This window comes from Arthrobacter sp. StoSoilB19, from assembly GCF_019977275.1.
Taxonomy (GTDB): Bacteria; Actinomycetota; Actinomycetes; order Actinomycetales; family Micrococcaceae; genus Arthrobacter.
On the sequence record NZ_AP024650.1, the window covers coordinates 3506024 to 3531701 of the forward strand.

Consider the following 25678-nt stretch of genomic DNA (forward strand, 5'->3'; position numbering starts at 1 on the left):
GAAAGCATGGCAACAGTCCACCGCGTACCGCCCGCGCCACAGCCCCAGCTGTACCGCTTCTCCCCCATGGACCTGGCCACGCTGTGCCTCTACGTTGCCATCGCAGGGTTCTTCGCGGTTGCCGGCGATCTGGTGGTTCCCTTCGTCCGGCAGATCGCACCGTCCCCCGCCGCCGCCACCTACGCCGTGAACCTGCTGTTCTATGCCTCGGTGGGAATACTGGCGCTGCTGGCCGCCCGCAAAGTGGTGGTCCGGGACCTCAAGGTCCTGGCAACCCGGCCCTGGTTCACGCTGCTGATGGTGCCAGCGGCCGTAATCGCCATGATGATCCTCACCGCAATTGTGGTGGCCGCCAACGGGCAGGTGGAGACCTCCGCGAACCAGGCGGGCCTGCAGGCGCTCATGCAGCAGGTTCCCGCGTGGCTCATGGTTCCGCTGCTGGTGGTGGTGGGCCCGTTCGTGGAGGAATACATCTTCCGCCACCTGCTGATCGGCAAGCTCAGCAGGCGCCTCAACATCTGGATCTGCTGTGCCCTGTCCGTCCTGCTGTTCGCAGCGCTCCACATCGTGGGGCAGGAAGCGATCACCCTCACCGCATTGCTCCCCTACCTGGCCATGGGCGCCACGCTGGTGTTCGTTTACGTGTGGACGGGGAAGAACGTGATGTTCTCCTACTTCGTGCACGCCGCCAAGAACCTGCTGGCGGTAATCCTGGTCTACGCCATCCCGCCGGAACTCTTCGAGCAGATGCAGAACATCCAGGCATAGGCCCGCTCCACAACATCTTCCGCACCGCCCCGAGCGCCTCTACGGTGGACGGATGGGACTGAATATCCAGATAGTCATTGATTCCGCCAGGCCGCACGAGCTCGCCGACTGGTGGGCGGAAACCCTGCAGTGGGCCGTGGAACCGCAGGACGCCGGGTTCATCCGCTCCATGATCGGCCAGGGCTTCGCCACGGAGGACCAGACCATGACGCACCGCGGGAACCTGGTGTGGAAGGACGGCGCTGCCATCCGGCCGCCGGAGGAGATCGAGGCCAAGGCGCCTGCGCGGCGCATGCTGTTCCAGTCGGTCCCGGAGGGAAAGACGGTGAAGAACCGGGTGCACTGGGACGTCAGGCTGGACGGCCGGGACAAGGACGAAGTGCGGCGCGAGCTTGAGGCCCGCGGCGCCTCCTTCCTGTGGTCGGCGCGGCAGGGGCCCCATTCCTGGCACACCATGGCGGATCCCGAGGGCAACGAGTTCTGCATCAGCTGATGCCGATTACTAGACTTGGACGGTGAGCAACCAGATCCCCGCCCCGGTGTCCGACGTCTTCGATCCCACGCGCTGGCGGGTGGTCTCCGGCTTCGAGGACTTCCAGGACATGACCTACCACCGGCAGGTGGAGCGGGATTCCGACGGCGGCTGGGTGCGTGACCTGCCCACGGTCCGCATCGCATTCAACCGGCCCGAGGTCCGCAACGCGTTCCGGCCGGGTACCGTGGACGAGCTCTACCGCGCCATGGACCACGCCCGGATGACCCCCGACGTGGCCACCGTGCTCCTCACCGGCAACGGCCCCTCCCCCAAGGACGGCGGCCACTCCTTCTGCTCCGGCGGCGACCAGCGGATCCGGGGCCGGGACGGCTACCGGTACGCCGACGGCGAGACGCAGGAAACCATCGACCCCGCCCGCGCCGGCCGGCTCCACATCCTGGAAGTCCAGCGGCTCATGCGCACCATGCCCAAGGTGGTCATCGCGGTGGTCAACGGCTGGGCCGCAGGCGGCGGACATTCACTGCACGTGGTCAGCGACCTCACCATCGCCTCCCGGCAGCACGGCAAGTTCAAGCAGACAGACGCCACCGTGGGAAGTTTCGACGCCGGCTACGGCTCCGCGCTGCTGGCCCGCCAGGTGGGGCAAAAGACAGCCCGGGAGATCTTCTTCCTGGCCCGCGAATATTCCGCAGAGGACATGGTTCGCATGGGTGCGGTGAATGAGGCCGTGGACCACGCGCGGCTCGAGGAAGTGGCGCTGGAGTACGCCGCGGACATCGCCCGCCAGTCCCCGCAGGCCATCCGCATGCTGAAGTTCGCCTTCAACCTCGCGGACGACGGCCTGGCCGGCCAGCAGGTGTTCGCCGGCGAAGCCACCCGCCTGGCGTACATGACGGATGAAGCCGTGGAGGGCAAGGAGGCCTTCCTGCAAAAACGCGACCCCGACTGGTCACGCTTCCCGCACTACTTCTAAGGCAGGACGGCAATGAACAGCGAAGCAACACCGGCGCCCGTCCCCACCGGGCCACTGAATATCGAACCCGCCCTGAAAGCCCTCGCGGCCGCCCTCCATGGTGAGGGCCCCGCCGTCGAACTGTCCCTGGGCCCGGACGGCAGCCTGGTCGTGGGCCACGTGGAGACGCCGGGCTGCGACGACGCCGTAGCCGTGGTCCGCACGTCAGGTTCCACCGGCACACCCAAGGCAACAGTGCTGACCGTGGAATCCCTGGCGGCCTCCTCCATGGCCACCGCCCTGCGGCTCAAGGGCGAAGGCCAGTGGCTGCTGGCGTTGCCCGTCCAGTTCGTGGCCGGCATCCAGGTGCTGGTGCGCTCCCTGTTCGCCGGCACCCGGCCCTGGGTCATGGACATGTCCGGCGGCTTCACCCCGGAGGCGTTCACGGCCGCCGCGCTGGAACTGACGGACAAAATCCGGTTCACCTCCCTTGTTCCCACCCAGCTGCAGCGGCTCCTGGACCACCCGTCACCGGACACGCTCGCCGTGCTGCGCCGCTTCAATGCCATCCTGCTGGGCGGCGCCCCGGCCCCGCCGGCCCTGCTGGCAGCCGCCCGGGACGCCGGGGCCAGGGTCATCACCACCTACGGTTCCGCCGAGACCTCCGGCGGCTGCGTCTACGAAGGCTACCCCCTGGAAGGCGTCTCGGTCCGCGTGGCGGAGGACGGCCGGATCCTGCTGGGCGGGGACACGGTGGCCGCAGGCTACATCGAGGCGCCGGACGAGGAAACCGGGACGTTCTTCGAGGAGGACGGCGTGCGCTGGTACCGCACCAGCGACCTGGGCTCCATTGACGACGACGGCCGGCTCACCGTGCTGGGCCGGGCCGACGACGTCATCATCACCGGCGGCGTGAAGGTCTCCGCCGGTCACGTCCAGGAGCAGCTGGAACAATCCGACGCCGTCGCCGCGGCTTTCGTGGCCGGTGTGCCGTCCGCGGAGTGGGGGCAGGCCGTGGCCGCCTACGTGGCACTAACCCCCGAAGGCGCGTCCGGGCAGGAAGCCGGGGACGCCGCCGTCGTGCTCCAACAACTGTGGCAGCAGCAACTGGGCGTCCTGGCGCCCAAGACCGTCCTCACCGCACCGGCCCTGCGGATGCTGCCCAACGGCAAACCGGACCGGCTCGCCATGACCGCCGAACTCAGCGCCCTGCACGGGGGAAAGTAGAGTTGGACCTGCACCACCGCGGCGGGTGCGCACGTTCCATCCTGCCGTCTTACCGAAACAACACGAGGTACTAACCGTGGCAACAGCCGCCCAATGGATCCAAGGCGCCCGACTCCGGACGCTGCCGGCAGCGATCGCGCCAGTGCTGATCGGCACCGCCGCCGCCTACGAAATGGACTCGTTCCTCCTGCCCAACGCCATCCTTGCGGCTCTGGTGGCGCTCCTGCTCCAAGTGGGCGTGAACTATGCCAACGACTACTCGGACGGCATCCGCGGGACCGACGACGACCGCGTGGGTCCGCTGCGGCTGGTGGGCTCGGGCGCCGCCAAGCCTGAACACGTCAAGTGGGCGGCGCTGGGAACGTTCGCCCTGGCCATGGTGTTCGGCCTGGTCCTGGTGGTCCTCACCCAGGCCTGGTGGCTGATCCTGGTGGGGCTCGGCTGTGTGATGGCCGCCTGGGGCTACACCGGCGGCAAGAACCCCTACGGCTACATGGGCCTGGGCGACCTGTTCGTCTTCGTCTTCTTCGGCCTGGTGGCCACCCTGGGCACCACCTACACGCAGGCGGGCCACATCAGCCTGTCCGCGGTCATCGGAGCGATCGGCACCGGCCTGATCGCCACGGCGCTGCTCATGGCCAACAACGTCCGGGACATCCCCACCGACATGCAGGCCGGCAAGAAGACCCTGGCGGTGCGGCTGGGCGACAAGCATGCGCGGGAAAGCTACGTGCTGATGCTCGCCGTCGCTATCCTGCTGGTGGTGATCCTGGCACCGGGCCGGCCGTGGATCCTGATCGTGCTGCTGCTCATTCCGGCCTGCCTGATGCCGGCCTGGCTGATGATCAACGGGCGCAAGCGCAAAAGCCTGATCCCGGTCCTGAAGCAGACCGGCCTGATCAACCTTGGCTACAGCGTGCTGTTCTCACTGGGGCTGATCCTCAGCCACGGGTTCTAGCGCTTGTTGTTGTTGCTGCCCTTGGCGTTGTTGATGGTGATGTCCGGGTTGGCGTCCAGCAGGGCGTCCTCGGCGTTGGCGTCCTGGACTTCGCCGGCGGAGCGCAGCGGCTTGGCCTTCCCGGAGAAGCGGTGCTGCAGGGCCGCGGCGGCAGCGTCGCGCTGCTTCTGGAAGAACAGGTAGCTGATGGCAAAGGCAATGAGCGCGGCGCAGATCACGGACATCAGCACCCCCACCTGCAGAAGCGCGAACAGGGCAAACAGGGGCACGAAGATTGCCAGCCGGATCAGGGAATATTTCAAAAAGGCCACTATTCAAGTTTAGCCGCCTCCGCCAGCGGCCCCTGCGCGTCCTGACGATAGACTTAATGGCATGCTCTTCCGTGTGGCTTTGGCCGTCGCAGTCCTCGTCATCTTCGTGTATGGCCTGGTGGACGTGATTCGCACTGAGGGCCGACTGACCCGCGGGATTTCCAAACCGGCCTGGATCATCGTCCAGATTGTCCTGCCCGTCCTGGGAGCCATCCTGTGGCTGCTGATTGGCAGGCCGCGCGGTACTGAGCAGCCCCGGCCCAGCTACCCGCATCCCGTGGCTCCGGACGATGACCCGGACTTCCTCCGCAACCTTGAGGCACGGCGCCGCAAGCAGGCCGAAACGGAGCGCCTCAAGAAACTCCGGGACGAGCTGGACGCAAAAGCCAAGGAGGACGGCGGCAAAGGCCAGCGCGGCACCGATGAACACGATACCGACGGACTGAAATAACGCTTATGGCGTTCCAACCCGGCGGAGAAGAGCGGCGCGTGCCGGCTCCCCCACCGAGGCCCGGCCTGTCCTACTCCGCGCCGCCGCCCATCCCCGTCACTCCCCCGGTACCCCAAGTTGTCCGGACGGCCCGCACGCTCTGGATCTTGAGCTTCGTGGCGGGCCTGGCCGTCCTGCTGGGATGCTTCGTGGCCCGGGATTCCAACCTGCAGCGGCTCCGTGGCGTAGTGGCGGACATGGCTGCGGGCAGCGACGCCGGGTCGGTAGGGACCGCGGCGGAGATCGTCTTCTGGGGGAGCATCGGCGCCCTGTTGCTGGTCACCGTGCTTGAAGCTGCTGTCCTGGCCGCGGCGCTGGGCCGCAAAAACTGGGCCCGCTGGGTCCTGGTCCTGCTGCTGGCCGCCCACCTTCCCGTCCTCCTCCTGGCATCCGCCTTCCTGGTCCCAAACGGCGCCGACGGCAGCTACGTGGTGATGCTGTGGGGTGCCGGCCTGCTCCTGGCGCTCGCCGGGCTGGTGCTTCTGTTCCTGCCGTCCGCCGGCTCCTGGCTGAAGCGGGAGGCCACGCAGGCCTGAGCCCTACGCTGACTGCGCCTGGGCGTCCCTGGCTGCGAAATCCGCAAGGACACCCTCGCAACTGCGGATCACCACCCGGCACGTTTCAACAGCGGACCTGGCCGTCAGCGGGCTTTCAGCAACCCTGCGCCACCGCGCCAGGCAGCGCCGCGCCTCAGCGGCCAGCACGTCCGGACCGGAGTCAGGCGCCATGCCGAGCCGCAGGGATGCCGCCGCGCCGCGGCCGCCAATGAGCCGTTCAGCTTCCGCCGCCAGTTCGGGAGCCAGGTCCACTCCGGCAGTGCGCAGGGCCGCCAGCAGCCGGAGTTCGCGGAACTCATGCGCGTTGGCCTGGACGCGCTCCAGGGACGCCGCCAACTCTTGCGTTCCCTCGCGGGGCCGGGTGTCCAGGAGGTTCCCCACCGCCACCAGCACGGTCCTGGCCTTCAACGCTTCCGCCCGCGCCTGGAACTGCCGGTCCAGCACCTCCAACAGCGGATCCAGGCCGCTGCGCCGGGCCAGCTCATGGGCCAGGGGCGTTGGCTCGGGGTAGCCATTGCGGATAAGGACCACGGCCAGCCGGATACCGAAAAGCCCATAGCGCTCCAGCAGTGAGGACCGTGCCTCTTCCGTCAGTGCCACGGGTTCCCTGGACCGGCGGAACCTGTCGGCGGACAGCAACATCCGTTCGCGCGCGGCCCGGTCCAGGGTGGCCAGCAACTGGAGGGCTTCAAAGTCCGGCTGGCGCAGGGTGCGGGCACTTTGGGCCAGGAGTCCGGCCACCGGGACAACGCCCAGTGCCAGCTTCCGGAGGTTGGGGTCCCGGCTGTACCTTTCCGCGATGCTGCCGGCGGACAACAGGGAGTCGATCCGTCCGGCTCCCACCTCGTCGGCACGGGACAGCACCGCGATGGCGTTGACCGTACCCGAGCGGCCCGCCGCGGTGTCGCGGAAGGATTCCAGGAACCTCAGATCGGACGCGTGCATGTGGCGCATCAGGTAGATGACGGCATCAGCTTCCGACGCCGAATCCTCCGGAGCCAGGAAACGTATGGACCGTGCGGACACGTCCTGGGACACGGAAGCGATGCCGGGGGTGTCGATCAGCGTCATGGCCTGCAGGGCCGGCGCAGGCCATTCGACGTCGAGCCGTTCCACTTCCTCCGCCTCGACGCCGTCGAGGGCGAAGACCAGGCGCCCGTCCACGCGTTTCAACGGCAGGTTCCGGGGCTCCCCAGTGACGGGGTGGAGCGTGATGCGGGGAGTGTGGCCGTGCCGGTACCAGGTGACGATCCGCGTGCATTCGCCGGTGTCCGTCGGCGCGATTTCCTCACCAATGATGGCGTTGAGGAGCGTGGATTTTCCTGCCTTCACCATGCCGGCAATGGCAATCCGCAATGGCTCGGCAAGCCGCCGCGCGTAGCCGCGCAGCGCTTCGGCAGCCTGGGCGTCGTCGCCGTAGACCTCCAGCGCTTCCCGGATCAGTCCGGCTGCCCCGGCCGTGGTGGACGGCGTCATCCAACGCCCGCCCCGGCACGGGTCCCGGCGGCCATGACCTCCGCGGCCACGGCTTCCGCGGCCCGGTGCAGCGCATCCACTTTTTTGAGTTCGGCCCTGATCTCCCGGATCCGCCCTTCCCTCTCCTCGGCATACGATTTGGCGGCCTTCTGGGCCGCGGCCACCGAATCCGACAATGACCTGTGGTACTCGTCCGCGATGTCGGTGAAGTGGTCCCGGATGGTCCGCTGGACCAGGCGCAGCCTGTCCTTGAGCTGCTTTCCCACCTGGAACGTCACGTCGTCGAGCTGGCGCCTCAACAGCGCCTTGGCCTCGCCCTGGCGCCGTTTGAGCCGCGTTTCCTTGTCCTCCCGGTAGGCCTTGCGCCCCAGCAGCAGTCCGGCGCCCACCGACAGGGGATTGATCAGGGCCATCCCGAAAATACCTGTGAGGAGGCCAAACATCAGAACGCCGCCATAGGAGCCGCGCATGCCGATCAGGACTTTCTGGATTGGGTTGACCCGGCCCGGGTCCAGTTCCGCCATCTGGTCCACCGGATCCAGCGCGTCCCCTGAATCGGCAACGTGCAGGACGGGCAGCGATACTTCGTCGGCAGCGAAATGTTCCGCCACCTGCGCCGCCAGCCACTGCGACCGCTCGCTGGTCCAGACAAAGGTGTCCGACACCGCCGCGGCGGCGCAATCTTCGAGCCACTGGGAAAATTCCGTCCAGACCGGCCCGGGATCGCCCTGGTCGATGGCCGACTCGGCTTCCCGTTGGATCCGGCGCAGGCGGTCCCGGAGGTCGTATTCCATGTCGGCAATGAGGTCGTTGATGCCGTCGCTGAGGGTCAGCTGCCAGCGCGCAGACCGTTTCCGCATGTCGTCCGCCTCTGTTTTCGCCTGCTCAAGGTCCGCGAGCATCTGCGGCGTACCCGCAGGGTTCTCCAGGGCCTCAAGCTCGGACTGCAGGGACAGCCGCAGGTTGTCCGTCACGGACAGCAGGTCCTGGCTGACGGAGCGGCGCTGGATGCGCTGCGCCTTGCCCACCACATCGTTGCGCAGATGGGCCACCAGGCCGGGAAAGCCCGATTCCGCGTTGAGCTCGCTGTCCTGGAGCCGGGAGGCCTCAAGGCGGAGGTCCGCGGAGACGGGAAACAGGGGAATGTCCGGTGCCACCTGGTCCAGGTGTGTCCTGTCCAGTTCCCCTACGCGGCGCCAGTCCGGGTAGAGGTCCGTCTTGGAAAGGACGGCTGCAACGCTGGGCGTAATCCGCATGGCCTGGCGCAGGAACCGCAGTTCCGGTTCCGTGTATTCCTGGGAGGCGTCCGAGACCAGCAGCATGGCATCCGCGGTGGGAAGGGCGGTAAGGGTGGTGAGGGTGTGGGTGGAGCCCATGCCGCCCACCCCAGGGGAATCGATGATGGTGAGCCCACCGGTGAGGATCCGTCGGGGCAGGCAGACCTCCGCGGCCGCAAGCTTCAGGCTGTTTCCCGGATTGCCCTGCTCCGAGACGAGGGCCGGCAGTTCTGCCAGGTCGACGGGCCGGCGCTCAACGTTTCCTTCCCGGCCGTCGGCGGCAGCCTCCCCGGGCGCCTTTTCAGCTGCCGGGACCAGCACGGCGGCCGAGGCCGGTTCACCATAGCGGACGATGGTGGGAACCGAGGTGGCAATATCGTCATCCACCGGGCACACCGGCGCGTTCACCAGGGCATTGATGAGCTTGCTCTTCCCCTGTTTGAACTCCCCCACCACAATCACCCGGATGCTGGGATCCTGCAGCCGTGCCATGGCCTGCTCCAGCCTCCTGCGCAGGTCCGCACGCTCCCCGCCGCCCACCAGCTGCAGGCCCTCGTCAACAAGCCTCACCAGCTGGCCGGCCGTCATGGGCCCCGCTGCCCTTGCCGGTCCTGCTTCTGCCACAGCGTGCCCCTCGTTCCAGTGCGGAAAATGTGTCCAGTGCGCCTTCGGTAATACGGGAAGAGCCCGGCAGAAGGTGGGATGCCTCCTGCCGGGCGGTTCGCCTCCCGGAAACAGCGTGTTACAGGACGGTGGAGTCGTCAACCACTGAATCGTCGATGGTGGTGTGGTTGTCCTGGTCGATATCGGTGTGGCTGGAATTGTCCTCCGTGAAATCGAACTGGTTGTCTGCCACCACCACGTTGTCCTCCACGATGCTCGTGGCCGAATTGTCCTGGAAAGAGTCCTCCACGTTGACATCCACTGTGCTGGCGGTGGAGTTGTCTTGGTTGAACGAATCTTCCAGCGTCGTGGTGCTGGAGCTGTCCTGGTTGAAGGAGTCCTCCACCTCCACCGAGGCCTGGGTGGAGTTGTCGGAATTGTCGTTGAACGAGTCGCGGACATCGAGGTCAGTATCGGTGCTGACGGAGTGGTCCGAATGGTCCGAGTAGTCGGAGTTGTCCGAGTTGTCGTTGAAGGAGTCGTCAACATCCAGGCCGACGTCGGTGTTGAAGGAGTCCGAGATGTCAGTCTCCTCATTGCCGATGCCGACGTCCCCGCCGGCGTGGATGGAGTTGTCCGTGGAGTTATCCGCGGAGTGGTCGGTGTTGTAGGAATCCCTGATGTTGTTCGAGTCCCTGAGATCGGCGTCATCGCCGGCGGCGACGGCCCGGTCCCCGGTGGCCACCACGGCGTCGTTGTCGAACCACTGCTCCACGTCTCCGTGCGCCCAGATGTTCTGGTTGACGGACTGGTCGGTCATGGTGTCCCGGTCGTCAACCGTGGTGGTGCTGGTGGTGTAGGAGAAGTGGTTTATCACGTTGTGCAGTTGCTGTACTGCGTGGGCGTGGTCGTCCTGGTCGTAGTTCGGGATGCCATGTACCATTCCTTGGCTTCCGGCGTGGATGGCTGTTGCGCCCCCCACAGAACCCGCTGACACAGAGCCAGCCGACGCACCTGCGCCCGCCCATGCGCTGCTGCCGCCTGTGTTGTATTCGCGTTCGAACGACGAGGCGTTGACGGTGATGGGAGCGTAGTCGAGGACAACAGGCATTGCAGCGTCAACGTCGGCCAAGCACACGTTGCCCAGGCCGTGTTCGGCCAGCGTCTTCTCCGGGTTGTCCAGGAACGCCTGGATTGCCTTGCGGCTGCCAAAGAGGTGCATCAGGAATTGAACAAGGTCGTTTGCGAGTGTTGGCATATGAGTGGTCCTCACATCTTCGTCGAGTTGCGGATCATCCGGCGGAACGTGTCTGGCTGCTTCAAAACTAGGTTCGCTGCCGGAGACTGGGCATCGGGCGCATTCCCCCTACCGGTGGAAGCCGTGCCGGGGTGCTCCCGGGTCCGCGGCTAGGGGCATTAGGGACTACTCCTGTTGCGGGTTCATGTGCTGGGAATTCTCAACGCCCAAGGCCACCCGTAAACGGGCCAGCAGGTCAGACCGGTTTTCGGCGCCCAGGCGGCGGCGTATCCGGGCAATGTGGTGTTCTGCCGTCCTGGGCGAGATGTAGATGGCCTCACCGATTTCCCGGTAGGTTTTGCCCTCAAGCACCAGCCTGGCAACTTCCTTTTCCCGCTCACTCAGTCCGGAGCCGTCCGGCTGGTGCGCCCTGCCGCCGTTGTCGGCGGGGGTTCCTGCCTGGATGGCGGCCCCTGACGCGGCACCGGCCGGGTTGCCCTGCGGGTGGAGGTCCCGGGCGCAGGACAGCAGGCGCATCATGTCCCGCCGCTCGTCGGCACGTGCGGCAGCGTGGCCGGCCAGCCTTGCACCCTCCCAGGGCATTCCTACAGCGCCCAGCAGCCGGGCCGCGCCCTCCACGTCGACAGTACGGAAGCGGCCGGCGAGCACCGAAACCCAGGCCTTTCCCGCGGTGGCCAAGACTGCGGCAAGCTGGCTGTGGACGGAGGCCCGGGCCAGTGCAGTGGCATGCGGAGCAAGATCGGCGGGGCTTTCATTCAGCAGTGCGGCCTGGACGCCGGCCCAGTGCAGGGGAACGGCCCACAGCGCGGGTTCGTCCAGGCGCCCCAGCAGCTTCCAGGCTTCTTCCAGGTAGTGCGCCACGCGCCGCGTTTCGCGCAGGCGGGCAGCAGCAATCAGCATTTCCCCCCACGGCAGGAGGTTGTAGAGGTCCACCGAGGTATGGAGCATGGCCTCGCGGGCCCGTTCCCACGCCCTGAGGAGCTCCGGCACGTCACCGTTCCGCCGGGCTAGCCCCACCTCAAGTGCAGCGCACATGAACTCGTCGCGCGGGACCAGCGGCCAATGGTTGGCCTTGGCGGCTTCCGTGGCGGCAAGCCGGGCATCCTCGAGTTTGTCCTGCATCATGTCCGCCCAGGCCTGCAGCAGCAGGAGCCTGGGTTGTGCGGCATTGCCTCCCTGCCCGGCAGCGGCCGCTGCCCGGCAGACGGTTTCCGCCAGGTGCGGCTCACCGGTGTGCAGGGCCAGCAGGGCTGCCAGCGCAGCCGGCGTTTCCGGCAGCGGAAGCGATATGCCTGCCGAGTTCAGCATGTCCGAGGCATGGATCAGCACGGAGATGCCCTGTTGTGGTTTCTCCCCCAGGGATGCGAAGACCCCCTGCCCCGTCTGGACCAGCGTGGCGGCAAGCAGGGTGGGGGAAGCTGCCGGCGCGGCGGGCTGGAAGAACGCCTCCGCCCCAGACCGGTCTCCGACTCCTATCAGGACAACGGCGGCGAGGGGCGCTGATACGCCCACACGCTCGGGGCCCAACCAGTTGTAAACATCGGCCCCGCGGGCCAGCATGCCCCTTTGCGCCCAAACGGAGGCGGCCACATCCGCACCCCGGCGCACATCCCGCGGGTCGGCGCTGACCAGGAGGGTGTCAATGATGCGCGCAGCCGCATCAAGCTCACCATCACCGGCCGCCGCCTGCGCGCGGCGGGCTGCCGTCGCTACCGGATCGGCGCCCGCCAGGAGGGCCTCCTCGTAAAGCTGCGACGCGAGCCGGGGGTTATGCTCCAACGCACTGTCCGCGGCCAGCTCCAGTTCAGCAGCCACCCGGGGGTCGGTGAGCCCGCCGCGGGCAAGCTCGCGGGCGAGATTACCCAACCGCTGTCCGGCGGCCGTGTAGACGCCCACGAGCTCACGCTGGAGCGCGTGCACCTTGGCAATGGGTGTGGCAGCCAGCAGTGCGTGTTGCGCCGTCCCCACCACGGTGCCGTCCGGCCCAAGCAGTCCCGCGGCCTCGGCCCGGTCCACCAGGACATCGAGGTCCTCCGCCCCGCCGCTGCCGAACTTTTGCTGCAGGTCCGCAGGCAGCGGCCCCGGCAAGGCGAAGCCCACCGAGAGCGCCAGCAGCAGTTCCCGCACCACGGCGTTGGCACCCTTCAGCTGCTTGGCCATCTGCTCGGCAGCGTGCAGCGGGTGCCCCTGGTGGTCCGGTCCCGTGGACGCCGCCCCGGGTTGTTCCTCCCGTTGGAATTGTCCGTCCTGAAGCTGCCCGTCCATCTCAGGCCCCCGGAGCGGCGGTCGTGGCCGTTTCAACGGCGGCTGCGGCGGACGTGGTTTCGGGTTCAAGCGGTGTTACTTGCGGCGCTGGGCTGCCGGTAGCTTCCACGGCCACCTCCGTTGGTGTCATCGAGGGATCCGGGGCAGTTGTGGCACTTGGGCTCTCTGTCTGCGTGGGCTGGCTAGTGTCGTCCTGTGTAGGCGATTCAGTTGCCGTGGGCGAATCAGTCGCCGCAGGAGTCGTCGGGTCAGCCGTCCCGGAGTCGGTGGGCGTTGGGGTGCCTTCACTCTGTGTGGGGTCGGCGGAACCGCCCGCCTGCGGGGTGTCGGAAGCGGGCGTGGGAACCACCGTAACGGCCTCGGGAGCAACGCCTGACCCGCCCGTTGTCCCCCCGGAGCCGGCAAGCGCATCGGGGACTGCCGCCGCTGCGACGACAGGTCCGTCAGCAATCGCGCTGCTTCCAGACGCCGGCCCGTCGTTGCCGGCCGCCTGCCCGCCGGGGGGCGTGGCAGATGCTTCCAGTCCGGTCCCTGGAGCAAGGGGTTTCCTGGCGCTGGCCTCGATGCCCGCGAGTGGTTGGGCCACCGCGGCCGGGGTTGCTGACTCCCCTGCACCGGCGGCGTCCGAACCGCCCGCATCGGTGCCGGCGGAGCCTCCCGTGGTACTGGCACCGGCCTGCGGCACGAACATGGCAGTCAGGCTTCCGAAACCGTCCGGACTTTGCGCGGCCGTTGCCGTGAGGACCGTCAGGACCGCAGCAGCCGCGGCCACGGCGGTCACGCGGACGGTGGGCTTCGGCGCGTGCGCGCCCCGCGCCCCGCGCCGGGCACCGCGGACGGCGACTGGCCCTGCCGGGGCGCCTGCCACCGTCGTATATTTCCGCGACCAACTGGGCCTGCCCGGGCCGGTTGGAGCGGGCGGCACGTCGGAGGGTACGACGGCGGGCGGCGCCTCCCGGGCGTCCGCTTCAGTTTCTGCCGGGTCAGCTGCTGCCGCCACTGCGGCCGTGTGGGCGAGGACGGCTGCCACTGCCGCCCCCAGGCAGATGGAGGACTTGGGATCGGCATCCACAGCGATAGGCCGGTCCAGCTCCTCCGACACCACCTGGGCCACCAGGGGGATCCGGGACGATCCCCCGATCAACAGCACCGTGGACAAGTCTGCCGGTACCAGGTGGAGCTGGGCCAGGGAGTGCTCCAGCGCCTCCACTGTTTCCCGTACGGGCTCTTCGATCAGCGCCTCGAATTCTGAACGGACCAGCCGGATCTGCTGCTGGATGCCGGGCAGGAGCACCGGAATGGTGGATTCGCTGTCCGCGGAGAGTGCTTCCTTGGCCTCGACGCATTCGCGGCGGAGCCGGGTGAGGGCCCCCAGCACCGCCGGGTCACCAGTGTCCAGATCGTCCAGGGCGTTCCCGGTGTGCGCAGCCACGTACCGGAACACTGCGGCATCAAAGTCGGCGCCGCCCAGGTCCTCGATGCCCTCCGGGTGCCCCAGGAGCTCAAAGCGGCTGCTGCCGCACTTCCTCAGCACGGCGGTGTCGAACGTGCCGCCGCCGAGGTCGTACACGGCGATGGTGCTGCCTTCCTCCACGCGCACCTGGGAGGCGTAATGCAGGGCTGCGGCCTCGGGTTCGGGAAGGAGCGTGACGTTCTCCAGGCCATGCGCGGCGAGGGCGTCGCGGACGACGGAAAGCCGGTGGTTGCCCCAGGCTGCGGGGTGGGTCAGGAAAATGGCCGACGCCGGGCCCCCCTCACGCTCGGTGGCCCGGTCCGCCACCCAGCGGGCAACGGTGGCATAGACGTCCTCCGGCCGCAGGACCAGGGTGCCCAGGACGAAGGGTACGTCGTCGCCAATCCGGCGCTTGAATTCCCGGACCACGCGTTCCGGCGAGTCCAGTCCTCGGCGTTCTGCCGCCTCCCCCACCAGGACCGCGCCTTCCTCCGGGTAGTACACCACGGAGGGCACAGACGCTCCACGCGTGCCCAGGGGCAGGCATTCGGGCACGGCGTTGGGACCTTGGTTAAAGCGCACAACGGCAGCTGCCGTGAAACTGGTCCCGACGTCAACGGCGAGAGCGTAGCTCATTGGGGTACCTCGAAAGGCTGGTGGTCCACCTGCAAGCTTCATCACAGGGAACGTCACCAACGTAGCATTTCCGAAGGACCGGGGAACACCCCTGTTGCTACATCGAATGGTTATTTATCGGACCGTTGCCGTCTCTCGACTGCGCCCCCGGTTTTAGGACCCGGAAACCCCCGTTTTAGGGGCCGAAAGGCCCTTGTTTAAAGGCCGGAGTAGGAGTGGAGTCCGTTAAAGAACTGGTTGACGATGGTGAAGTTGAAGATCACGCAAAGGTAGCCCACGATCGACAGCCAGGCGGCCCGTGTTCCGGTCCAGCCGCGGGTGGCCCGGGCGTGCAGGTAGCCGGCGTAGACAACCCAGATCACGAAGGTCCAGACCTCCTTGGTGTCCCACCCCCAGAACCGGCCCCAGGCCTTTTCCGCCCAGATGGCACCGAACATGAGGGTGAAGGTCCAGCCGATGAAGGCGATGGCGTTGATGCGGTAGGACAGGTTTTCCAGGCTCAGCGCGGAGGGCACCAGACGCATGAAGCCGAGCTTGTCGGCACCGCCGGCGGCCACGGTCTTCTGCCGGTGGGTCTGCACCAGCTGCAGTGCGGACATCGCGAAGGTCAGGGTGAACAGCGCCGAGGAGAGCACGGCGATGGAAACGTGGATGACCAGCCAGTAGCTCTGCAGGGCGGGAACCAGGTGTCCCACGGGGGTCCAGAACGCCACCGAGGCAGCCACCAGCATGATGATCACCAGGCCCACCACGAAGGTGCCCAGGAAGCGGAGGTCGCGGCGGATCAGCGAGAGCAGGAACACGGCCGCCACCAGGAAGGCGCCGGTGGTGAGGAATTCGTACATGTTGCCCCACGGCACCCGGCCTGCGCCCAGGGCCCTGGTGACCACGCCGGCGCCGTGGATGACGACAGCAAGGGTGGTCACGGCCACCGCAACACGCGCCGGAACCCGGCGCTCGGCGGCGTACTTCATGTCGCCGTCGGCAGTCATGAAGCCTCCGGTTCCTGCACCGCTGGCTTTGGCGGCGGACGACGACGGGCGCTCGGCCCGTCCGGCCGGCCCGTCCAGTCGGGCCTCAACACCGCGGGATCCTTCGCGCGCCCCTGCTCCGGCAGCAACGCCGGCGGTTACGGGGACCTTGGCGGCAGCACCGGCCTGCGCGGCCCTGAGGTCCACAGCGCGCAGCGCCTTGCTGCTCTTGGCCAGGTCCCAGGCGAAGGCGATGAAGGCCACCGTGTAGGTACCCGCCGCCAGCAGCATGAAGAGTTCGCTGTACTGGCCCATGGTTTCATTGATTCCAAATGGCATTACTGGTCCTTTTCGGGCCCGGTGGGGCCTGCTGGGGTGGTGACGGAGCCTGCGGCATTAGCGGCGGAGCCTGCGGCATTAGCGGCGGAGCCTGCGACATTATCGCCCCGCCGGCTGGGAGTTTGCTGGGACTGGCCCGTGTCTTCGGTGTCTTCCGGCAACTGCCACTCGGCGGAGAACAGTTTCCGGAGCGCTGCCGCCTCGCCCGCGAGGCGGTGGTCCTCGCCGCGGGCCAGGAGTCCGTATTCCACCATGGTGCGGCCGTCCGCGGCGGTGCCCGTCCGTACCCAGACGCGCCGGCGGTTGACGTAGAGCGAGAGGATCAGGCCGGCCACGGCCAGCAAAGCGAAGACCAGGGCGTAGACCTGCCCGGGGTTGTGGTGGATGTCCACGCCGATGTACCGCTTCACGCCGTCGAAACTGATGGTGCCCTTGCCGTCCGGCAGTGTGAAGGTGGAGCCGGGTGCCAGCGTGATGCCGCCGGCCGCGAGGTTCCTGGCGTTGAGCGGCGTCAGGTTCTTGACATCCAGTTCGAAGACGTTCTGCGGGGCACCGGTGTTCAGGCCCAGGTCCCCGTAGTAGGAGTTCAGGGTCAGCTGGGGGTTGAACAGTTCGGGGTCGGCACTGAACGAAACGTTCTTGTCCGTCACGAACGCGGTGGGGAGGAAGAAGCCCACGAACCCCAGCTGGTCCGGCTGGGCGTCCGGAACCTTGATCACCACGGACGAGTAGTAGTTATCGCCCTGCAGCTTGGCCACCACCGGGCCCTGCATGGCCACGTTGCCGGCGCCGTCCCGTACGGTCACCACCGGTGCGTAGCCGTTGCCGGTGAGGTAGATGCTGGTGCCGCCCAGGGTCACGGGATCGTTGACCTTCAGGATTTCCTGCTTGGCTGGAGCGTCCGGGTTTTCCTTGGTGGTCACCGTGGCGGCGAAGTCGATGGGCTGGCCGAACTTGCCCTTGGATTCGCGGTCGAACGTGATGTTGAACTTGTCCAGCTGGAGCGAGTACGGCTGCAGCTGGCTGGACTGGAAGTTGGTGCCCGGGTTGAACTGGTCGTAGCCCACCAGGGTGTTCACGAACGTGTCGCCTTCCACCAGGATGCGCTGGCCGCTGTAGCCGAACAGGCCGCCTGCGGCCACGGCCACCAGCACGCCGATGAGCGAGGTGTGGAAGACGAGGTTGCCCACTTCCTTCAGGAAGCCGCGCTCGGCCCCCAGGGACGGGCGGTTGCCGTCGGCGTCCCTGACCTCCACCCGGTAGCCGCGCTTCCGCAGCAGTCCGGCCGCACTGTTGATGGCCTCCGACGCCGGGATGCCGGTGCGGGCGGGAATCACCAGGGTGCCGTATTCCGGCAGCCGGGACAGGCGCTGCGGCGTCCGTGGCGGCTGGGAGCGCATGGCCTTGTAGTGGGCGATGGCACGCGGCACCACGCAGCCGATCAGCGAGATGAACAGCAGGAGGTAGATCGCCGAGAACCAGGCCGAGGAGTAGACGTCATAGAGCTGCAGGGAGTCCAGCAGCTTGCCGTAGTCCGGATGGTCCTTGATGTACTGGGTCACTACGGCCGGGTTGGCGGGCCGCTGCGGGAACAGGGATCCGGGGACGGCGGCGACGGCGAGGAGCAGCAGCAGGAACAGCGCGGTGCGCATGCTGGTCAGCTGGGTCCAGGCCCACCGCAGCATGCCCTTGGGGCCCAGGGCCGGAAGGGCGGCCTGGGCTTTTGCCTCCGCTACGGGGGCGGATTGCTTCTTCTTTACGTTCACACGCTCGCTCATCAGATCGGCAACTTCACGTCGGTTTGGAACCAGTACTGCAGCCCGGTCACCCAGGCTCCCCATACGCCGGTGGCCATCAGCAGGCCCAGCACCACCAGGATTCCGCCGCCGGTCCGCTGGATGGCAAGGCGGTGCTTGCGGAAGAACGCCATGACGCCCATTCCGCGGCGCAGGGCCAGCGCGATCAACAGGAACGGAATGCCCAGTCCCAGGCTGTAGACGAATGCCAGGAAGGCGCCCTTGGCGGCCGAGGAGCCGCCGGAAAGGCTGAGGAGCTGCACGGCCGAGTAGGTGGGGCCGATGCACGGCGCCCAGCCCAGGCCGAAGGTCAGGCCCAGCAGCGGTGCTCCCCAGAGCCCGGCGGGCGGCTTGGCGTGGATCTTGGCGTCCCGCTGGAGCCAGCTGAAGCCGCCCATGAAGACAATGCCCATGATGATCACCAGGACCCCCAGGAGCTGGGTGATCCAGGCATTCTGGCTGCCGGTAATGAGGGTGCCCAACTGACCGAATGCGCCGCCCAGCAGGACGAAGATCACCGAGAAGCCCAGGACGAAGAGCCCGATCCCGGCCAGCATCCGGCCGCGCTTCTGCTTTTGCAGGTCCACGCCGCTCAGGCCCGTGACGTAACCCAGGTAGCCAGGAACCAGGGGAAGGACGCAGGGGGAAAGGAAGGAGACCAGTCCGGCAAGCAGTGCCACCGGAATGGCCAGCAGGATGGAGCCGCTGAGGATGGCTTCGGCGAAGGGGCTGTTCATGGTCCCGGCCCGCCCTACTCGGCCACGGCGGCGGTGATGAGGGCTTTCAGGGTGCCCTTCTCGATCTCGCCGAGGACGCGCGAGGCCACCCGTCCCTGCTTGTCCAGGACCAGGGTGGTGGGCACGGCGCCGGGCGGTACCAGGCCGGACACGGACAGCAGGACGCTTCCGTCCTTGTCGTCAAAGCTCGGGTAGGTCAGGTTGAAGGTCTTTTCGAACGCCTCCGCCGTGGGTTTCTCGTCCCGGAGGTTGACGCCGAAGAACTGCACGCCCTGGTCCTTGAACTCCTGGTGCAGCGCTTCCAGGAGGGGAGCTTCCACGCGGCACGGCGCGCAGGCGGCGAACCAGAAATTCAGGACGCTCACCTTGCCCTTGAAGTCGGCCGGGGTTACCGCAGTGCCGTTGAAAAGCGCACCCTGGATCTGCACGGCTTCCTTGCGGTCCCCGGCGGCGAACTCTGTCACGGAGCCGTCGCCGGCCACATAGTTCTTGTTGTCCCCTGCCTTGGCCTGCTTGGCCAGCGCATCCTCCTGGGCACAGCCGGAGAGGCCCAGGGTCAGTGCGGTCAGGGCCATGCCGCCGGCGGCGAGCATGCTGCGGCGGGAGGGGAGGTTGTTGTTGCTCACTTCTAGGCTCCAGGGGTGCTGGCGGCACCGGGAAGAAGGGACGCCGCGGGTTCGCTGTACTCGACCCGCAAAAGCGAGCCGTCGTCGTCGAACACCAGGGACGTGACGGACGTCAGGGTGCACTCGCGCTTGCGTGGGTCGTGCCACAGGGGCCGGCCTTCGGCGCTGAGCCGGGCAGCCCAGATCGGCAGTTGGTGGCTCACCAGGATCGCCTCGGGCCCGTGGGCACCGAAGTCGCCGGCAGCAAGTTCGATGGCCCGCAGCCGGGCGTCCTGCGCCGCGGCCGCCACCCTCGCGGCCTGCTCCTTGTACGGTTCGCCCCAGGAGGGGCGCAGCGGGTTGACCAGGTGCGGCCAGTGCCTGGGCCGGCGGAGTTCGGCCTTGGTGACCTTCATGCCCTCAAAGTAGTTTTCCGCTTCGATGATCCGCTCGTCGGTGTGGACCTGCAGCTGCAGGGCTTCCGACGTCGGCCGCGCCGTTTCCTGCGCGCGGTCCAGTGGGGAGGCGGCCAGGTAGGTGATGCGGGCGCCGCGTTCGGCGCGCTGCCGGAAGTATTCGGCTAGCGTCCGGGCCATCTCCTGCCCCAGTTCGGAGAGGTGGAATTCGGGAAGCCGCCCATAGAGAACGCCCTCGGGGTTATGGACCTCGCCGTGGCGGAGCAGATGGACAGTGGCTTGGGGCATGTTTACCAGTTTCTCAAAGATGGCGTGCGATCCGAAATCTCGGGCCGCTCCTTCTACAAAGAGTAGAACTTAAGTTTTTGAAGAAATGTTCCGTGGACGGGAACAAAACATGCAAATGCATGTTTATACTGGATGCAGCAAGTTAGTTGAGGCTTCAACAGATGAAGGTTCAACGGCAGGACCTCAGTACATACACCTTTACAAGGAGCAACATCATGGCACTTCCCGCAGACGTCACCACCGGCACCTGGACCCTGGACAACTCCCACAGCGAGATCGGCTTCACTGTCCGGCACGCCGGCATCAGCAAGGTCCGCGGCCAGTTCAAAGAGGCCGCCGCCACGCTGGACCTGGGCCAGGATGTGGCTGAGTCCAGGATCAACGCCACCATCCAGACCGCCAGCTTCGACTCCGGCGACGCCAACCGCGACGGCCACGTCAAGGGCGAGGACTTCTTCGATGTGGAGAAGTTTCCCGAGATCTCCTTCGTATCCAACGGCCTGGTGGCCAAGGGCAACAGCTACGAGCTCACCGGCGACCTGACCATCAAGGGTGTCACCCGCCCGGTGACCCTGGAAACCGAATTCAACGGTGTTGCCGTTGATCCGTTCGGCAACACCCGCGCCGGCGTCTCCGCCGAGACCACCATCAGCCGCAAGGACTTCGGCCTCACCTGGAACGCCGTCCTGGAAGCCGGCGGCGTGCTGGTCAGCGACAAGGTTGCCATCAACCTTGAACTCGCCTTCATCGCCCCCGCAGCGTAGTTCCGCCCGCCAGGGCACAACCCCGGCGCCAGGCCTCCCCGGCCTGGCGCCGGGGTTCCCTGTTTAACGGCAACCACCTGCGCCAATACCCGCTGAATCACCCACAACGCCGCCCGCCGGGGGTACGGTGGACTTAAGCCATGCTGGGGGAAGGCAGAGGACTGATTCCCGGCAGCCTACCCGGATCCCGACCTGCAGAAGGAACGCCATGAGTACTCCTCCCGTCCCGCCCCCGTCGCCCCAAGACCCCAGCAACGACCAGCCGGGGCATGAACAGGCCGGCAGCCCCCAGTCCGGAGACCAGCAGCAGCCCCGCTACGGGCAGAATGCGCCGCAGTATGGCCAGAACGCCCCGCAATATGGGCAGAACGCGCCCCAGTACGGCCAGAACCAGCCGCCGGCAGCGCCGCAGTACGGCCAAAACCAGCCCCAGTACGGCCAGAATGCGCCGCAGGCCCCGGGCTACGGCCAGAACCCGCCGCAGTATGGCGCCCAGTTCGGGCAGAATGCACCACAGTACGGCCAGCCGCCCTACGGGCAGTCCCCCTACGGCCAGTACCCGTCGGAGCAGCCGCAGCCGGCCGGAGGCAACGGCGTCCCGCAGCTGGTGAACATCTCGTTCTGGCTGTTGATCGCGTCGGCAGTGATCTTCGTGATCTCCCTGCTGACCGGGCTGACGCAGCTGGATGATCCGGTGTTCCGGCGGACATTCGAGGACCAGATGGCGGCCGGAGGCGCCAGTGGAGTCACCTATGACGACATTAAGGGGGTCATCGCCGGCACCCTGGTGGTGTTCGCGATCATTGGCGTGGCCCTCTACCTGCTGGTGGCCTTCTTCGTCCGAAAGGGCAAGAACTGGGCCCGCATCCTGGGAACGGTCTTCGCTGCACTGTCCGTCTTCGGACTCTTTGGTCCCCCCAGCTTTGCCACCATCGGAACGCTCCTGGGAATTGCGGCCATCGTGCTGCTCTACCTTCCGGCAGCCGCCCCGTACTTCCGGAAGCAGCAGCCTTTCGCCAACCCCTATTCGGGCGGCTTCGGCAACCCCTACGGGCGGTAGCCACTCCGCCCGCTGACACTGCACGCGGCCCGGGATGCATCATTCGCATCCCGGGCCACCTGCTTTAACGGGTCCGCCAAGACTTGGGCCGGGGGAAAACTTCCAGGGAAACCCTAGGCCGTCTGCCCGGGCGTCTGGGCCCGCTGGGCGTGGTAGGCCAGGATCTGGAGTTCAGTGGCCATGTCCACCTTGCGAAGATTGACCCCTTCGGGAACCTGCAGCATCACGGGTGCAAAGCTCAGCACGCTGCGCACGCCTGCCGCCACCACACGGTCGCAAACGCCCTGCGCGACGGCCGCGGGAAGGGCCAGGACCACCATGTTGGCCCCGGTGCGGTGCAGGACGGTCTCCAGGTCTGCCACGTCGCTGACGCGCAGCCATCCCACCTCGTTGCCCACCACCATCTGGTCTGCGTCGAAGATGGCCACCACATCGAACCCGCGCGACTCAAAGCCGCCGTAGCGTGCCAGCGCCTTGCCCAAGTTGCCGGCGCCCACAATGGCCACTTTCCAGTCGTGGGTCAGTCCGAGCGCGGCGGCGATGTGGCGGCTGAGGTACTGCACCTCATAACCGACGCCCCTGGTGCCATAGGACCCCACATGGGACAGGTCCTTGCGGAGGGTTGAAGAACTGACGCCGGAGGCTTCTGCCAGGGATTCGGAGGAAACGCGCTCCACGCCCTCGGACAGCAATGTGTTCAGGGCACGGAGGTAGATGGTGAGCCGGGCCACGGCGGCAGGAGGTATCTGCTTGGTCAGTGCGCCCGTGGCATCCGGAAGGTCCGGGACAGACTGGGGCGAAGAACCCAGGGATGTCACCCGCACCTCCCTTGCGTCGCGTTGTGAGTCCACTCTAGGTCCCTGCCGCTCATGCCTTCAAAACCAGGACCATCAGAAACTGCCGCCACTGCCCTACCGGCCCATGGCGCGCTGCAGCACGCGTGCCAGCCGGACCTCGTCGATCTTCCAGAAGTCGCGCTGCACGCCGTCCACCAGGACCACCGGGATCTCTTCGGCGTAGCGCTCCCGCAGTTCAGGCTGGTTGTCCACCAGCTCTTCGCTCCAGGTAAGGCCCAAAGAGGCAGTGACCCGGCCGACGGCGTCGCGCGCCTCCTCACAAAGGTGGCAGTCAGCTTTGGTGACCAGGACGACGCGGGGTGTAGCCATGGCTTAACGGTATCGCCGTTCCCGGCGTGAGGCTGACGCCGACGGCGGCGGGCCAGTGGATTGACTAGACTCAACTCCATGCCCCAGGAGAAATACGTCGCCGTAGTCACACGGCCGGTTGCTGCGCCGCAGCCCGGCGAGGCGGCGTTCTTCGATGTGGACAACACCCTGATGCGGGGTGCCAGCCTGTTCCATGTGGCCCGCAAGATGCACCAGCGGGGAGCCTTCACCCTGAGGCAGGCGGCGGGTATGGCCTGGAAGCAGTTCAAGTTTGTGGCCCGCGGCGAGAACATGGACGATGTCCATGCCGTCCGGGACTCGGCCCTGACCCTGGCCGTGGGCATCAGTGTGGATGACATCAAGGCGCTGGGCGAAGAAGTCTATGACGAGATGATCGCGTCCCGGATCTGGCCCGGCACCAAAGCGCTGGCGCAACAGCACCTGAGGGTGGGCCGCCGCGTCTGGCTGGTGACAGCCACCCCCATCGAAGTGGCCACCGTAATCTCCACCCGGCTGGGACTGACCGGAGCCCTGGGGACCGTGGGCGAGGTCTCGGACGGCCTGTACACCGGGCGGCTGGTGGGAGACATCCTGCACGGCTCGGCCAAGGCCGTGGCCGTGCAGGCCATCGCCGACGATGAGGGCCTGGACCTCAAGCGCTGCTGGGCCTACAGCGACTCCTACAACGACGTCCCGCTGCTGTCGCTGGTGGGCCATCCGGTGGCCATCAATCCGGACGCCAGGCTGCGCCGCCACGCCCGCGACCGCAACTGGCCGGTTTACGATTTCCGCGCAGGCCGCCGTGCCGCGACATTGGGACTCAAGGCGGCCACCTTCGGCGGGGCCATCTACGGCCTCTGGAAGGGCTTCGCCCGCATCCGCGGCCCGCGGGCATAATTCTTACCTCTTGCCGGGTTAAACGAAATGCCCGCCACCTTGGAAGGCGACGGGCATTTCCACGCTGCTTGAAGTATCGCTACTTCTTGTTGCGGCGCTGGTGACGGGTCTTGCGAAGCAGCTTGCGGTGCTTCTTCTTGGCCATACGCTTGCGACGCTTCTTAATAACTGAACCCACGAAAGTTCCTTACAAACTAGATGCAGTACCTGTCTGATGGAGAATGTCCGTGGACAAAGCTACGAACTGAACAACTGACAGATTCTTACAATGACGTAAAACGTTCCTTAACAGGGTACCGCTTATCGGGAGCCGCTCAGGACAGGCAGCCTCAGGCGGTTTCGGTGTGGCCTTCCACGACAGCACCCCTGAGGTACTGTTCGACGGCGTTTTCGGGGACCCGGTAGGAGCGGCCGAAGCGCACCGCCGGCATTTCGCCGGAGTGGACCAGCCGGTAAACAGTCATTTTGGAGACCCGCATGACCTCGGCTACTTCAGCCACGGTCAGGAACTTCGCGTTGGAGAAGTTCTGTTCTGCCGACATTTCCCTATTTTCCTTTGCTGACGGATGGACAACAGTGACCCCAGGTACGTGCCAATGCGGTGTTACGATGCTGAGCCATCCACCAACCACCTAAAAAGATACTCTAGATGTTCATGTGGCAGATGTGAAAGTAGTGCTTCCCCTATTTCAGCCCCTAATCTGACTGCCGCCGCTTCCGTGCCGATGCCGCCAGCTGCTCAAGGACGGACGCGGAAACGTCCCAGTCCATGCACGCATCCGTGACGCTTTGCCCGTACACCAGCTCCGCGCGTCCGGCCGCGTGCTCGGCAACATCCAGGTTTTGCGCGCCGCCCACCAGGAAGCTTTCCAGCATCACGCCGGCCACGGCCCGCGCGGCAGCCCCGCCCTGCTCCAGCTGGGCGCCAATCTCCAGGGCCACCTCAGCCTGCCGGTGGTGGCTCTTGCCGCTGTTGGCATGGCTGGCATCCACGATCAGCCGCGGGTTCAGCCCCTTGCCTGCCAGTTCACCGGAGGCGCGTTCCACATCGGCCGCTGAGTAGTTGGGTCCCTTGCGGCCGCCGCGCAGGATCACGTGGGTGTCCGGGTTTCCAGCCGTTGCCACCAGCGCAGCCCGGCCGTCGCCGTCGATCCCCAGGAAGGCCTGCGCCGCCGCCGCGGCACCGCATGCATCGATGGCCACCTGGAGGCCGCCGTCGGTCCCGTTCTTGAAGCCGATGGGCATGGACAGCCCGGACGCGAGCTGGCGGTGGATCTGGCTCTCGGTGGTGCGGGCACCGATGGCACCCCATGAGATCAGGTCCGCCATGTACTGGGGGCTGATCGGTTCGAGGAACTCCGTTGCCGTGGGGAGGCCCAGCGCGGTGACCTGCTGCAGGAACAGCCGGGCGGTGCGGAGGCCGGTGACCATGTCATGGGTGCCGTCCAGCCGTGGATCGTTGATCAGGCCCTTCCAGCCCACGGTGGTGCGCGGCTTTTCGAAGTACGTCCGCATGACGATCAGCAGGTCTTCCTTGTGCTTCTCCGCCTGGCTGACCAGCCGGCGGGCGTATTCCAGCCCTGCCTTGGGGTCGTGGATGGAGCAGGGACCCACGATGACCAGCAGGCGGTCGTCCACGCCGTCCATGATGGCGCGCACTTCATCGCGGCCGCGTTCGACGACGGCAGCAGCCCGGGCGTCCAGCGGCAGTTCCGCGAGGAGGTCGGAAGGAGTGGGCAGCGGAGTGAACTCGCTGACGCGCAGGTTGGACGTGGACTTGGTGTCGCTGGCGCGCTGGTTTGAGGTGGTTTGTGCCGGTGCTGTTGCGGTGCTCATGTTCGGGTCCTGTTCCAGATGGGAAGCGGGCCCGGATTTCAGAACCCGCCGGAGAAACGGCGAAGGGCAGAGAATA

At 66.8% G+C, this 25678-nt stretch carries 26 protein-coding genes; 10 read left to right on the top strand and 16 right to left on the bottom strand.

Features of this window, described 5'->3' with window-relative positions; genetic code table 11:
* Positions 1–6: 6 nt before the first annotated feature.
* The 5 genes from LDO86_RS16215 (at position 7) to LDO86_RS16235 (ending at position 4401) form a co-directional block, all read left to right on the top strand.
* Entirely contained in the window at positions 7–768 is a 762-nt protein-coding gene (locus LDO86_RS16215) for a CPBP family intramembrane glutamic endopeptidase (RefSeq protein WP_018768878.1), read from the top strand.
* Positions 769–820: 52 nt separating this feature from the next.
* Positions 821–1261 carry a VOC family protein gene (locus LDO86_RS16220; protein ID WP_018768879.1) on the top strand — a complete coding sequence of 147 codons (441 nt, stop codon included), beginning with the start codon at positions 821–823 and terminating at the stop codon, positions 1259–1261.
* 22 nt (positions 1262–1283) lie between these two features.
* Positions 1284–2237, top strand: coding sequence for a 1,4-dihydroxy-2-naphthoyl-CoA synthase (locus LDO86_RS16225; protein WP_018768880.1), 954 nt, complete (start codon positions 1284–1286; stop codon positions 2235–2237).
* A 12-nt stretch (positions 2238–2249) separates the two neighbouring features.
* The gene (locus LDO86_RS16230) at positions 2250–3443 is read left to right on the top strand and encodes an AMP-binding protein (protein ID WP_018768881.1); all 1194 of its coding nucleotides are present in this window, start codon (positions 2250–2252) and stop codon (positions 3441–3443) included.
* Between the two features lie 76 nt (positions 3444–3519).
* A complete protein-coding gene (locus LDO86_RS16235; protein ID WP_026265707.1) occupies positions 3520–4401 on the top strand; it encodes a 1,4-dihydroxy-2-naphthoate polyprenyltransferase in 882 nt (293 codons plus the stop codon).
* On the opposite strand, the gene LDO86_RS16240 is transcribed toward LDO86_RS16235, so the two are convergent.
* A complete protein-coding gene (locus tag LDO86_RS16240; RefSeq protein ID WP_018768883.1) occupies positions 4398–4712 on the bottom strand; it encodes a DUF4229 domain-containing protein in 315 nt (104 codons plus the stop codon). The genes LDO86_RS16235 and LDO86_RS16240 overlap by 4 nt on opposite strands.
* Positions 4713–4773: 61 nt before the next feature.
* Here LDO86_RS16240 and LDO86_RS16245 point away from each other — a divergent pair, with 61 nt between their 5' ends.
* Together LDO86_RS16245 and LDO86_RS16250 are read left to right on the top strand one after the other, a co-directional pair.
* Positions 4774–5163, top strand: a complete 390-nt coding sequence (locus LDO86_RS16245) for a PLD nuclease N-terminal domain-containing protein (protein WP_018768884.1) — start codon at positions 4774–4776, stop codon at positions 5161–5163.
* A 5-nt stretch (positions 5164–5168) separates the two neighbouring features.
* Positions 5169–5738 carry a hypothetical protein gene (locus tag LDO86_RS16250; protein ID WP_224084111.1) on the top strand — a complete coding sequence of 190 codons (570 nt, stop codon included), beginning with the start codon at positions 5169–5171 and terminating at the stop codon, positions 5736–5738.
* Between the two features lie 3 nt (positions 5739–5741).
* Here the strand turns inward: LDO86_RS16250 and LDO86_RS16255 are convergent, their stop codons facing one another.
* The 10 genes from LDO86_RS16255 to LDO86_RS16300 form a co-directional block, all read right to left on the bottom strand.
* Positions 5742–7235, bottom strand: a complete 1494-nt coding sequence (locus LDO86_RS16255; protein ID WP_018768886.1) for a dynamin family protein — start codon at positions 7233–7235, stop codon at positions 5742–5744.
* Positions 7232–9100, bottom strand: coding sequence for a dynamin family protein (locus LDO86_RS16260; protein WP_224084492.1), 1869 nt, complete (start codon positions 9098–9100; stop codon positions 7232–7234). The genes LDO86_RS16255 and LDO86_RS16260 overlap by 4 nt, the downstream gene beginning before the upstream one ends.
* Positions 9101–9254: 154 nt before the next feature.
* Positions 9255–10373, bottom strand: coding sequence for an IniB N-terminal domain-containing protein (locus LDO86_RS16265; RefSeq protein ID WP_224084112.1), 1119 nt, complete (start codon positions 10371–10373; stop codon positions 9255–9257).
* Between the two features lie 165 nt (positions 10374–10538).
* Positions 10539–12638 carry a LuxR C-terminal-related transcriptional regulator gene (locus LDO86_RS16270; RefSeq protein WP_018768889.1) on the bottom strand — a complete coding sequence of 700 codons (2100 nt, stop codon included), beginning with the start codon at positions 12636–12638 and terminating at the stop codon, positions 10539–10541.
* Between the two features lies 1 nt (position 12639).
* Positions 12640–14727, bottom strand: a complete 2088-nt coding sequence (locus LDO86_RS16275) for an Hsp70 family protein (protein WP_018768890.1) — start codon at positions 14725–14727, stop codon at positions 12640–12642.
* 197 nt (positions 14728–14924) lie between these two features.
* Entirely contained in the window at positions 14925–16037 is a 1113-nt protein-coding gene (ccsB, locus tag LDO86_RS16280; protein WP_018768891.1) for a c-type cytochrome biogenesis protein CcsB, read from the bottom strand.
* Entirely contained in the window at positions 16037–17815 is a 1779-nt protein-coding gene (locus LDO86_RS16285; protein WP_018768892.1) for a cytochrome c biogenesis protein ResB, read from the bottom strand. Before LDO86_RS16285 ends, ccsB begins: the two co-directional genes overlap by 1 nt.
* A complete protein-coding gene (locus LDO86_RS16290) occupies positions 17815–18570 on the bottom strand; it encodes a cytochrome c biogenesis protein CcdA (protein ID WP_018768893.1) in 756 nt (251 codons plus the stop codon). The genes LDO86_RS16285 and LDO86_RS16290 overlap by 1 nt, the downstream gene beginning before the upstream one ends.
* A gap of 14 nt (positions 18571–18584) precedes the next feature.
* The gene (locus LDO86_RS16295; RefSeq protein ID WP_043424873.1) at positions 18585–19163 is read right to left on the bottom strand and encodes a TlpA disulfide reductase family protein; all 579 of its coding nucleotides are present in this window, start codon (positions 19161–19163) and stop codon (positions 18585–18587) included.
* A 35-nt stretch (positions 19164–19198) separates the two neighbouring features.
* Entirely contained in the window at positions 19199–19879 is a 681-nt protein-coding gene (locus LDO86_RS16300; protein WP_026265708.1) for a histidine phosphatase family protein, read from the bottom strand.
* A 215-nt stretch (positions 19880–20094) separates the two neighbouring features.
* On the opposite strand from LDO86_RS16300, the gene LDO86_RS16305 reads away from it, so the two are divergent.
* Together LDO86_RS16305 and LDO86_RS16310 are read left to right on the top strand one after the other, a co-directional pair.
* Complete coding sequence (locus LDO86_RS16305) at positions 20095–20643, top strand: YceI family protein (RefSeq protein WP_018768897.1); 549 nt, start codon at positions 20095–20097, stop codon at positions 20641–20643.
* Between the two features lie 208 nt (positions 20644–20851).
* Entirely contained in the window at positions 20852–21703 is an 852-nt protein-coding gene (locus tag LDO86_RS16310; RefSeq protein ID WP_018768898.1) for a hypothetical protein, read from the top strand.
* 113 nt (positions 21704–21816) lie between these two features.
* Here the strand turns inward: LDO86_RS16310 and LDO86_RS16315 are convergent, their stop codons facing one another.
* Positions 21817–22521, bottom strand: coding sequence for a redox-sensing transcriptional repressor Rex (locus LDO86_RS16315; RefSeq protein ID WP_018768899.1), 705 nt, complete (start codon positions 22519–22521; stop codon positions 21817–21819).
* Positions 22522–22614: 93 nt separating this feature from the next.
* Entirely contained in the window at positions 22615–22869 is a 255-nt protein-coding gene (locus tag LDO86_RS16320) for a glutaredoxin family protein (RefSeq protein WP_018768900.1), read from the bottom strand.
* A 78-nt stretch (positions 22870–22947) separates the two neighbouring features.
* On the opposite strand from LDO86_RS16320, the gene LDO86_RS16325 reads away from it, so the two are divergent.
* Complete coding sequence (locus LDO86_RS16325) at positions 22948–23766, top strand: HAD-IB family hydrolase (RefSeq protein ID WP_018768901.1); 819 nt, start codon at positions 22948–22950, stop codon at positions 23764–23766.
* A gap of 79 nt (positions 23767–23845) precedes the next feature.
* Here the strand turns inward: LDO86_RS16325 and LDO86_RS16330 are convergent, their stop codons facing one another.
* The 3 genes from LDO86_RS16330 to LDO86_RS16340 all read right to left on the bottom strand — a co-directional run bounded on the left by LDO86_RS16330 (position 23846) and on the right by LDO86_RS16340 (position 25602).
* Positions 23846–23944 carry an AURKAIP1/COX24 domain-containing protein gene (locus tag LDO86_RS16330; RefSeq protein WP_003792170.1) on the bottom strand — a complete coding sequence of 33 codons (99 nt, stop codon included), beginning with the start codon at positions 23942–23944 and terminating at the stop codon, positions 23846–23848.
* 151 nt (positions 23945–24095) lie between these two features.
* Positions 24096–24308 (bottom strand): helix-turn-helix domain-containing protein, encoded by a 213-nt coding sequence (locus LDO86_RS16335; protein ID WP_018768902.1) that lies wholly within the window; start codon positions 24306–24308, stop codon positions 24096–24098.
* Positions 24309–24462: 154 nt separating this feature from the next.
* Positions 24463–25602 (bottom strand): 3-deoxy-7-phosphoheptulonate synthase, encoded by a 1140-nt coding sequence (locus tag LDO86_RS16340; protein ID WP_018768903.1) that lies wholly within the window; start codon positions 25600–25602, stop codon positions 24463–24465.
* Between the last annotated feature and the right edge of the window lie 76 nt (positions 25603–25678).

Bases quoted from the DNA above. Each gene is read 5' to 3' on its own strand.
- LDO86_RS16310 (WP_018768898.1), top strand. From the start codon at position 20,852: ATGAGTACTCCTCCCGTCCCGCCCCCGTCGCCCCAAGACCCCAGCAAC.
- LDO86_RS16290 (WP_018768893.1), bottom strand. From the start codon at position 18,570: ATGAACAGCCCCTTCGCCGAAGCCATCCTCAGCGGCTCCATCCTGCTG.
- LDO86_RS16295 (WP_043424873.1), bottom strand. From the start codon at position 19,163: ATGCTCGCCGCCGGCGGCATGGCCCTGACCGCACTGACCCTGGGCCTC.
- LDO86_RS16265 (WP_224084112.1), bottom strand. From the start codon at position 10,373: ATGCCAACACTCGCAAACGACCTTGTTCAATTCCTGATGCACCTCTTT.
- LDO86_RS16340 (WP_018768903.1), bottom strand. From the start codon at position 25,602: ATGAGCACCGCAACAGCACCGGCACAAACCACCTCAAACCAGCGCGCC.
- LDO86_RS16230 (WP_018768881.1), top strand. From the start codon at position 2,250: ATGAACAGCGAAGCAACACCGGCGCCCGTCCCCACCGGGCCACTGAAT.
- LDO86_RS16215 (WP_018768878.1), top strand. From the start codon at position 7: ATGGCAACAGTCCACCGCGTACCGCCCGCGCCACAGCCCCAGCTGTAC.
- LDO86_RS16250 (WP_224084111.1), top strand. From the start codon at position 5,169: ATGGCGTTCCAACCCGGCGGAGAAGAGCGGCGCGTGCCGGCTCCCCCA.
- LDO86_RS16320 (WP_018768900.1), bottom strand. From the start codon at position 22,869: ATGGCTACACCCCGCGTCGTCCTGGTCACCAAAGCTGACTGCCACCTT.
- LDO86_RS16270 (WP_018768889.1), bottom strand. From the start codon at position 12,638: ATGGACGGGCAGCTTCAGGACGGACAATTCCAACGGGAGGAACAACCC.
- LDO86_RS16255 (WP_018768886.1), bottom strand. From the start codon at position 7,235: ATGACGCCGTCCACCACGGCCGGGGCAGCCGGACTGATCCGGGAAGCG.
- LDO86_RS16305 (WP_018768897.1), top strand. From the start codon at position 20,095: ATGGCACTTCCCGCAGACGTCACCACCGGCACCTGGACCCTGGACAAC.
- LDO86_RS16285 (WP_018768892.1), bottom strand. From the start codon at position 17,815: ATGAGCGAGCGTGTGAACGTAAAGAAGAAGCAATCCGCCCCCGTAGCG.
- LDO86_RS16260 (WP_224084492.1), bottom strand. From the start codon at position 9,100: ATGACGGCCGGCCAGCTGGTGAGGCTTGTTGACGAGGGCCTGCAGCTG.
- LDO86_RS16245 (WP_018768884.1), top strand. From the start codon at position 4,774: ATGCTCTTCCGTGTGGCTTTGGCCGTCGCAGTCCTCGTCATCTTCGTG.
- LDO86_RS16220 (WP_018768879.1), top strand. From the start codon at position 821: ATGGGACTGAATATCCAGATAGTCATTGATTCCGCCAGGCCGCACGAG.
- LDO86_RS16325 (WP_018768901.1), top strand. From the start codon at position 22,948: ATGCCCCAGGAGAAATACGTCGCCGTAGTCACACGGCCGGTTGCTGCG.
- LDO86_RS16335 (WP_018768902.1), bottom strand. From the start codon at position 24,308: ATGTCGGCAGAACAGAACTTCTCCAACGCGAAGTTCCTGACCGTGGCT.
- LDO86_RS16275 (WP_018768890.1), bottom strand. From the start codon at position 14,727: ATGAGCTACGCTCTCGCCGTTGACGTCGGGACCAGTTTCACGGCAGCT.
- LDO86_RS16300 (WP_026265708.1), bottom strand. From the start codon at position 19,879: ATGCCCCAAGCCACTGTCCATCTGCTCCGCCACGGCGAGGTCCATAAC.
- ccsB (WP_018768891.1), bottom strand. From the start codon at position 16,037: ATGCCATTTGGAATCAATGAAACCATGGGCCAGTACAGCGAACTCTTC.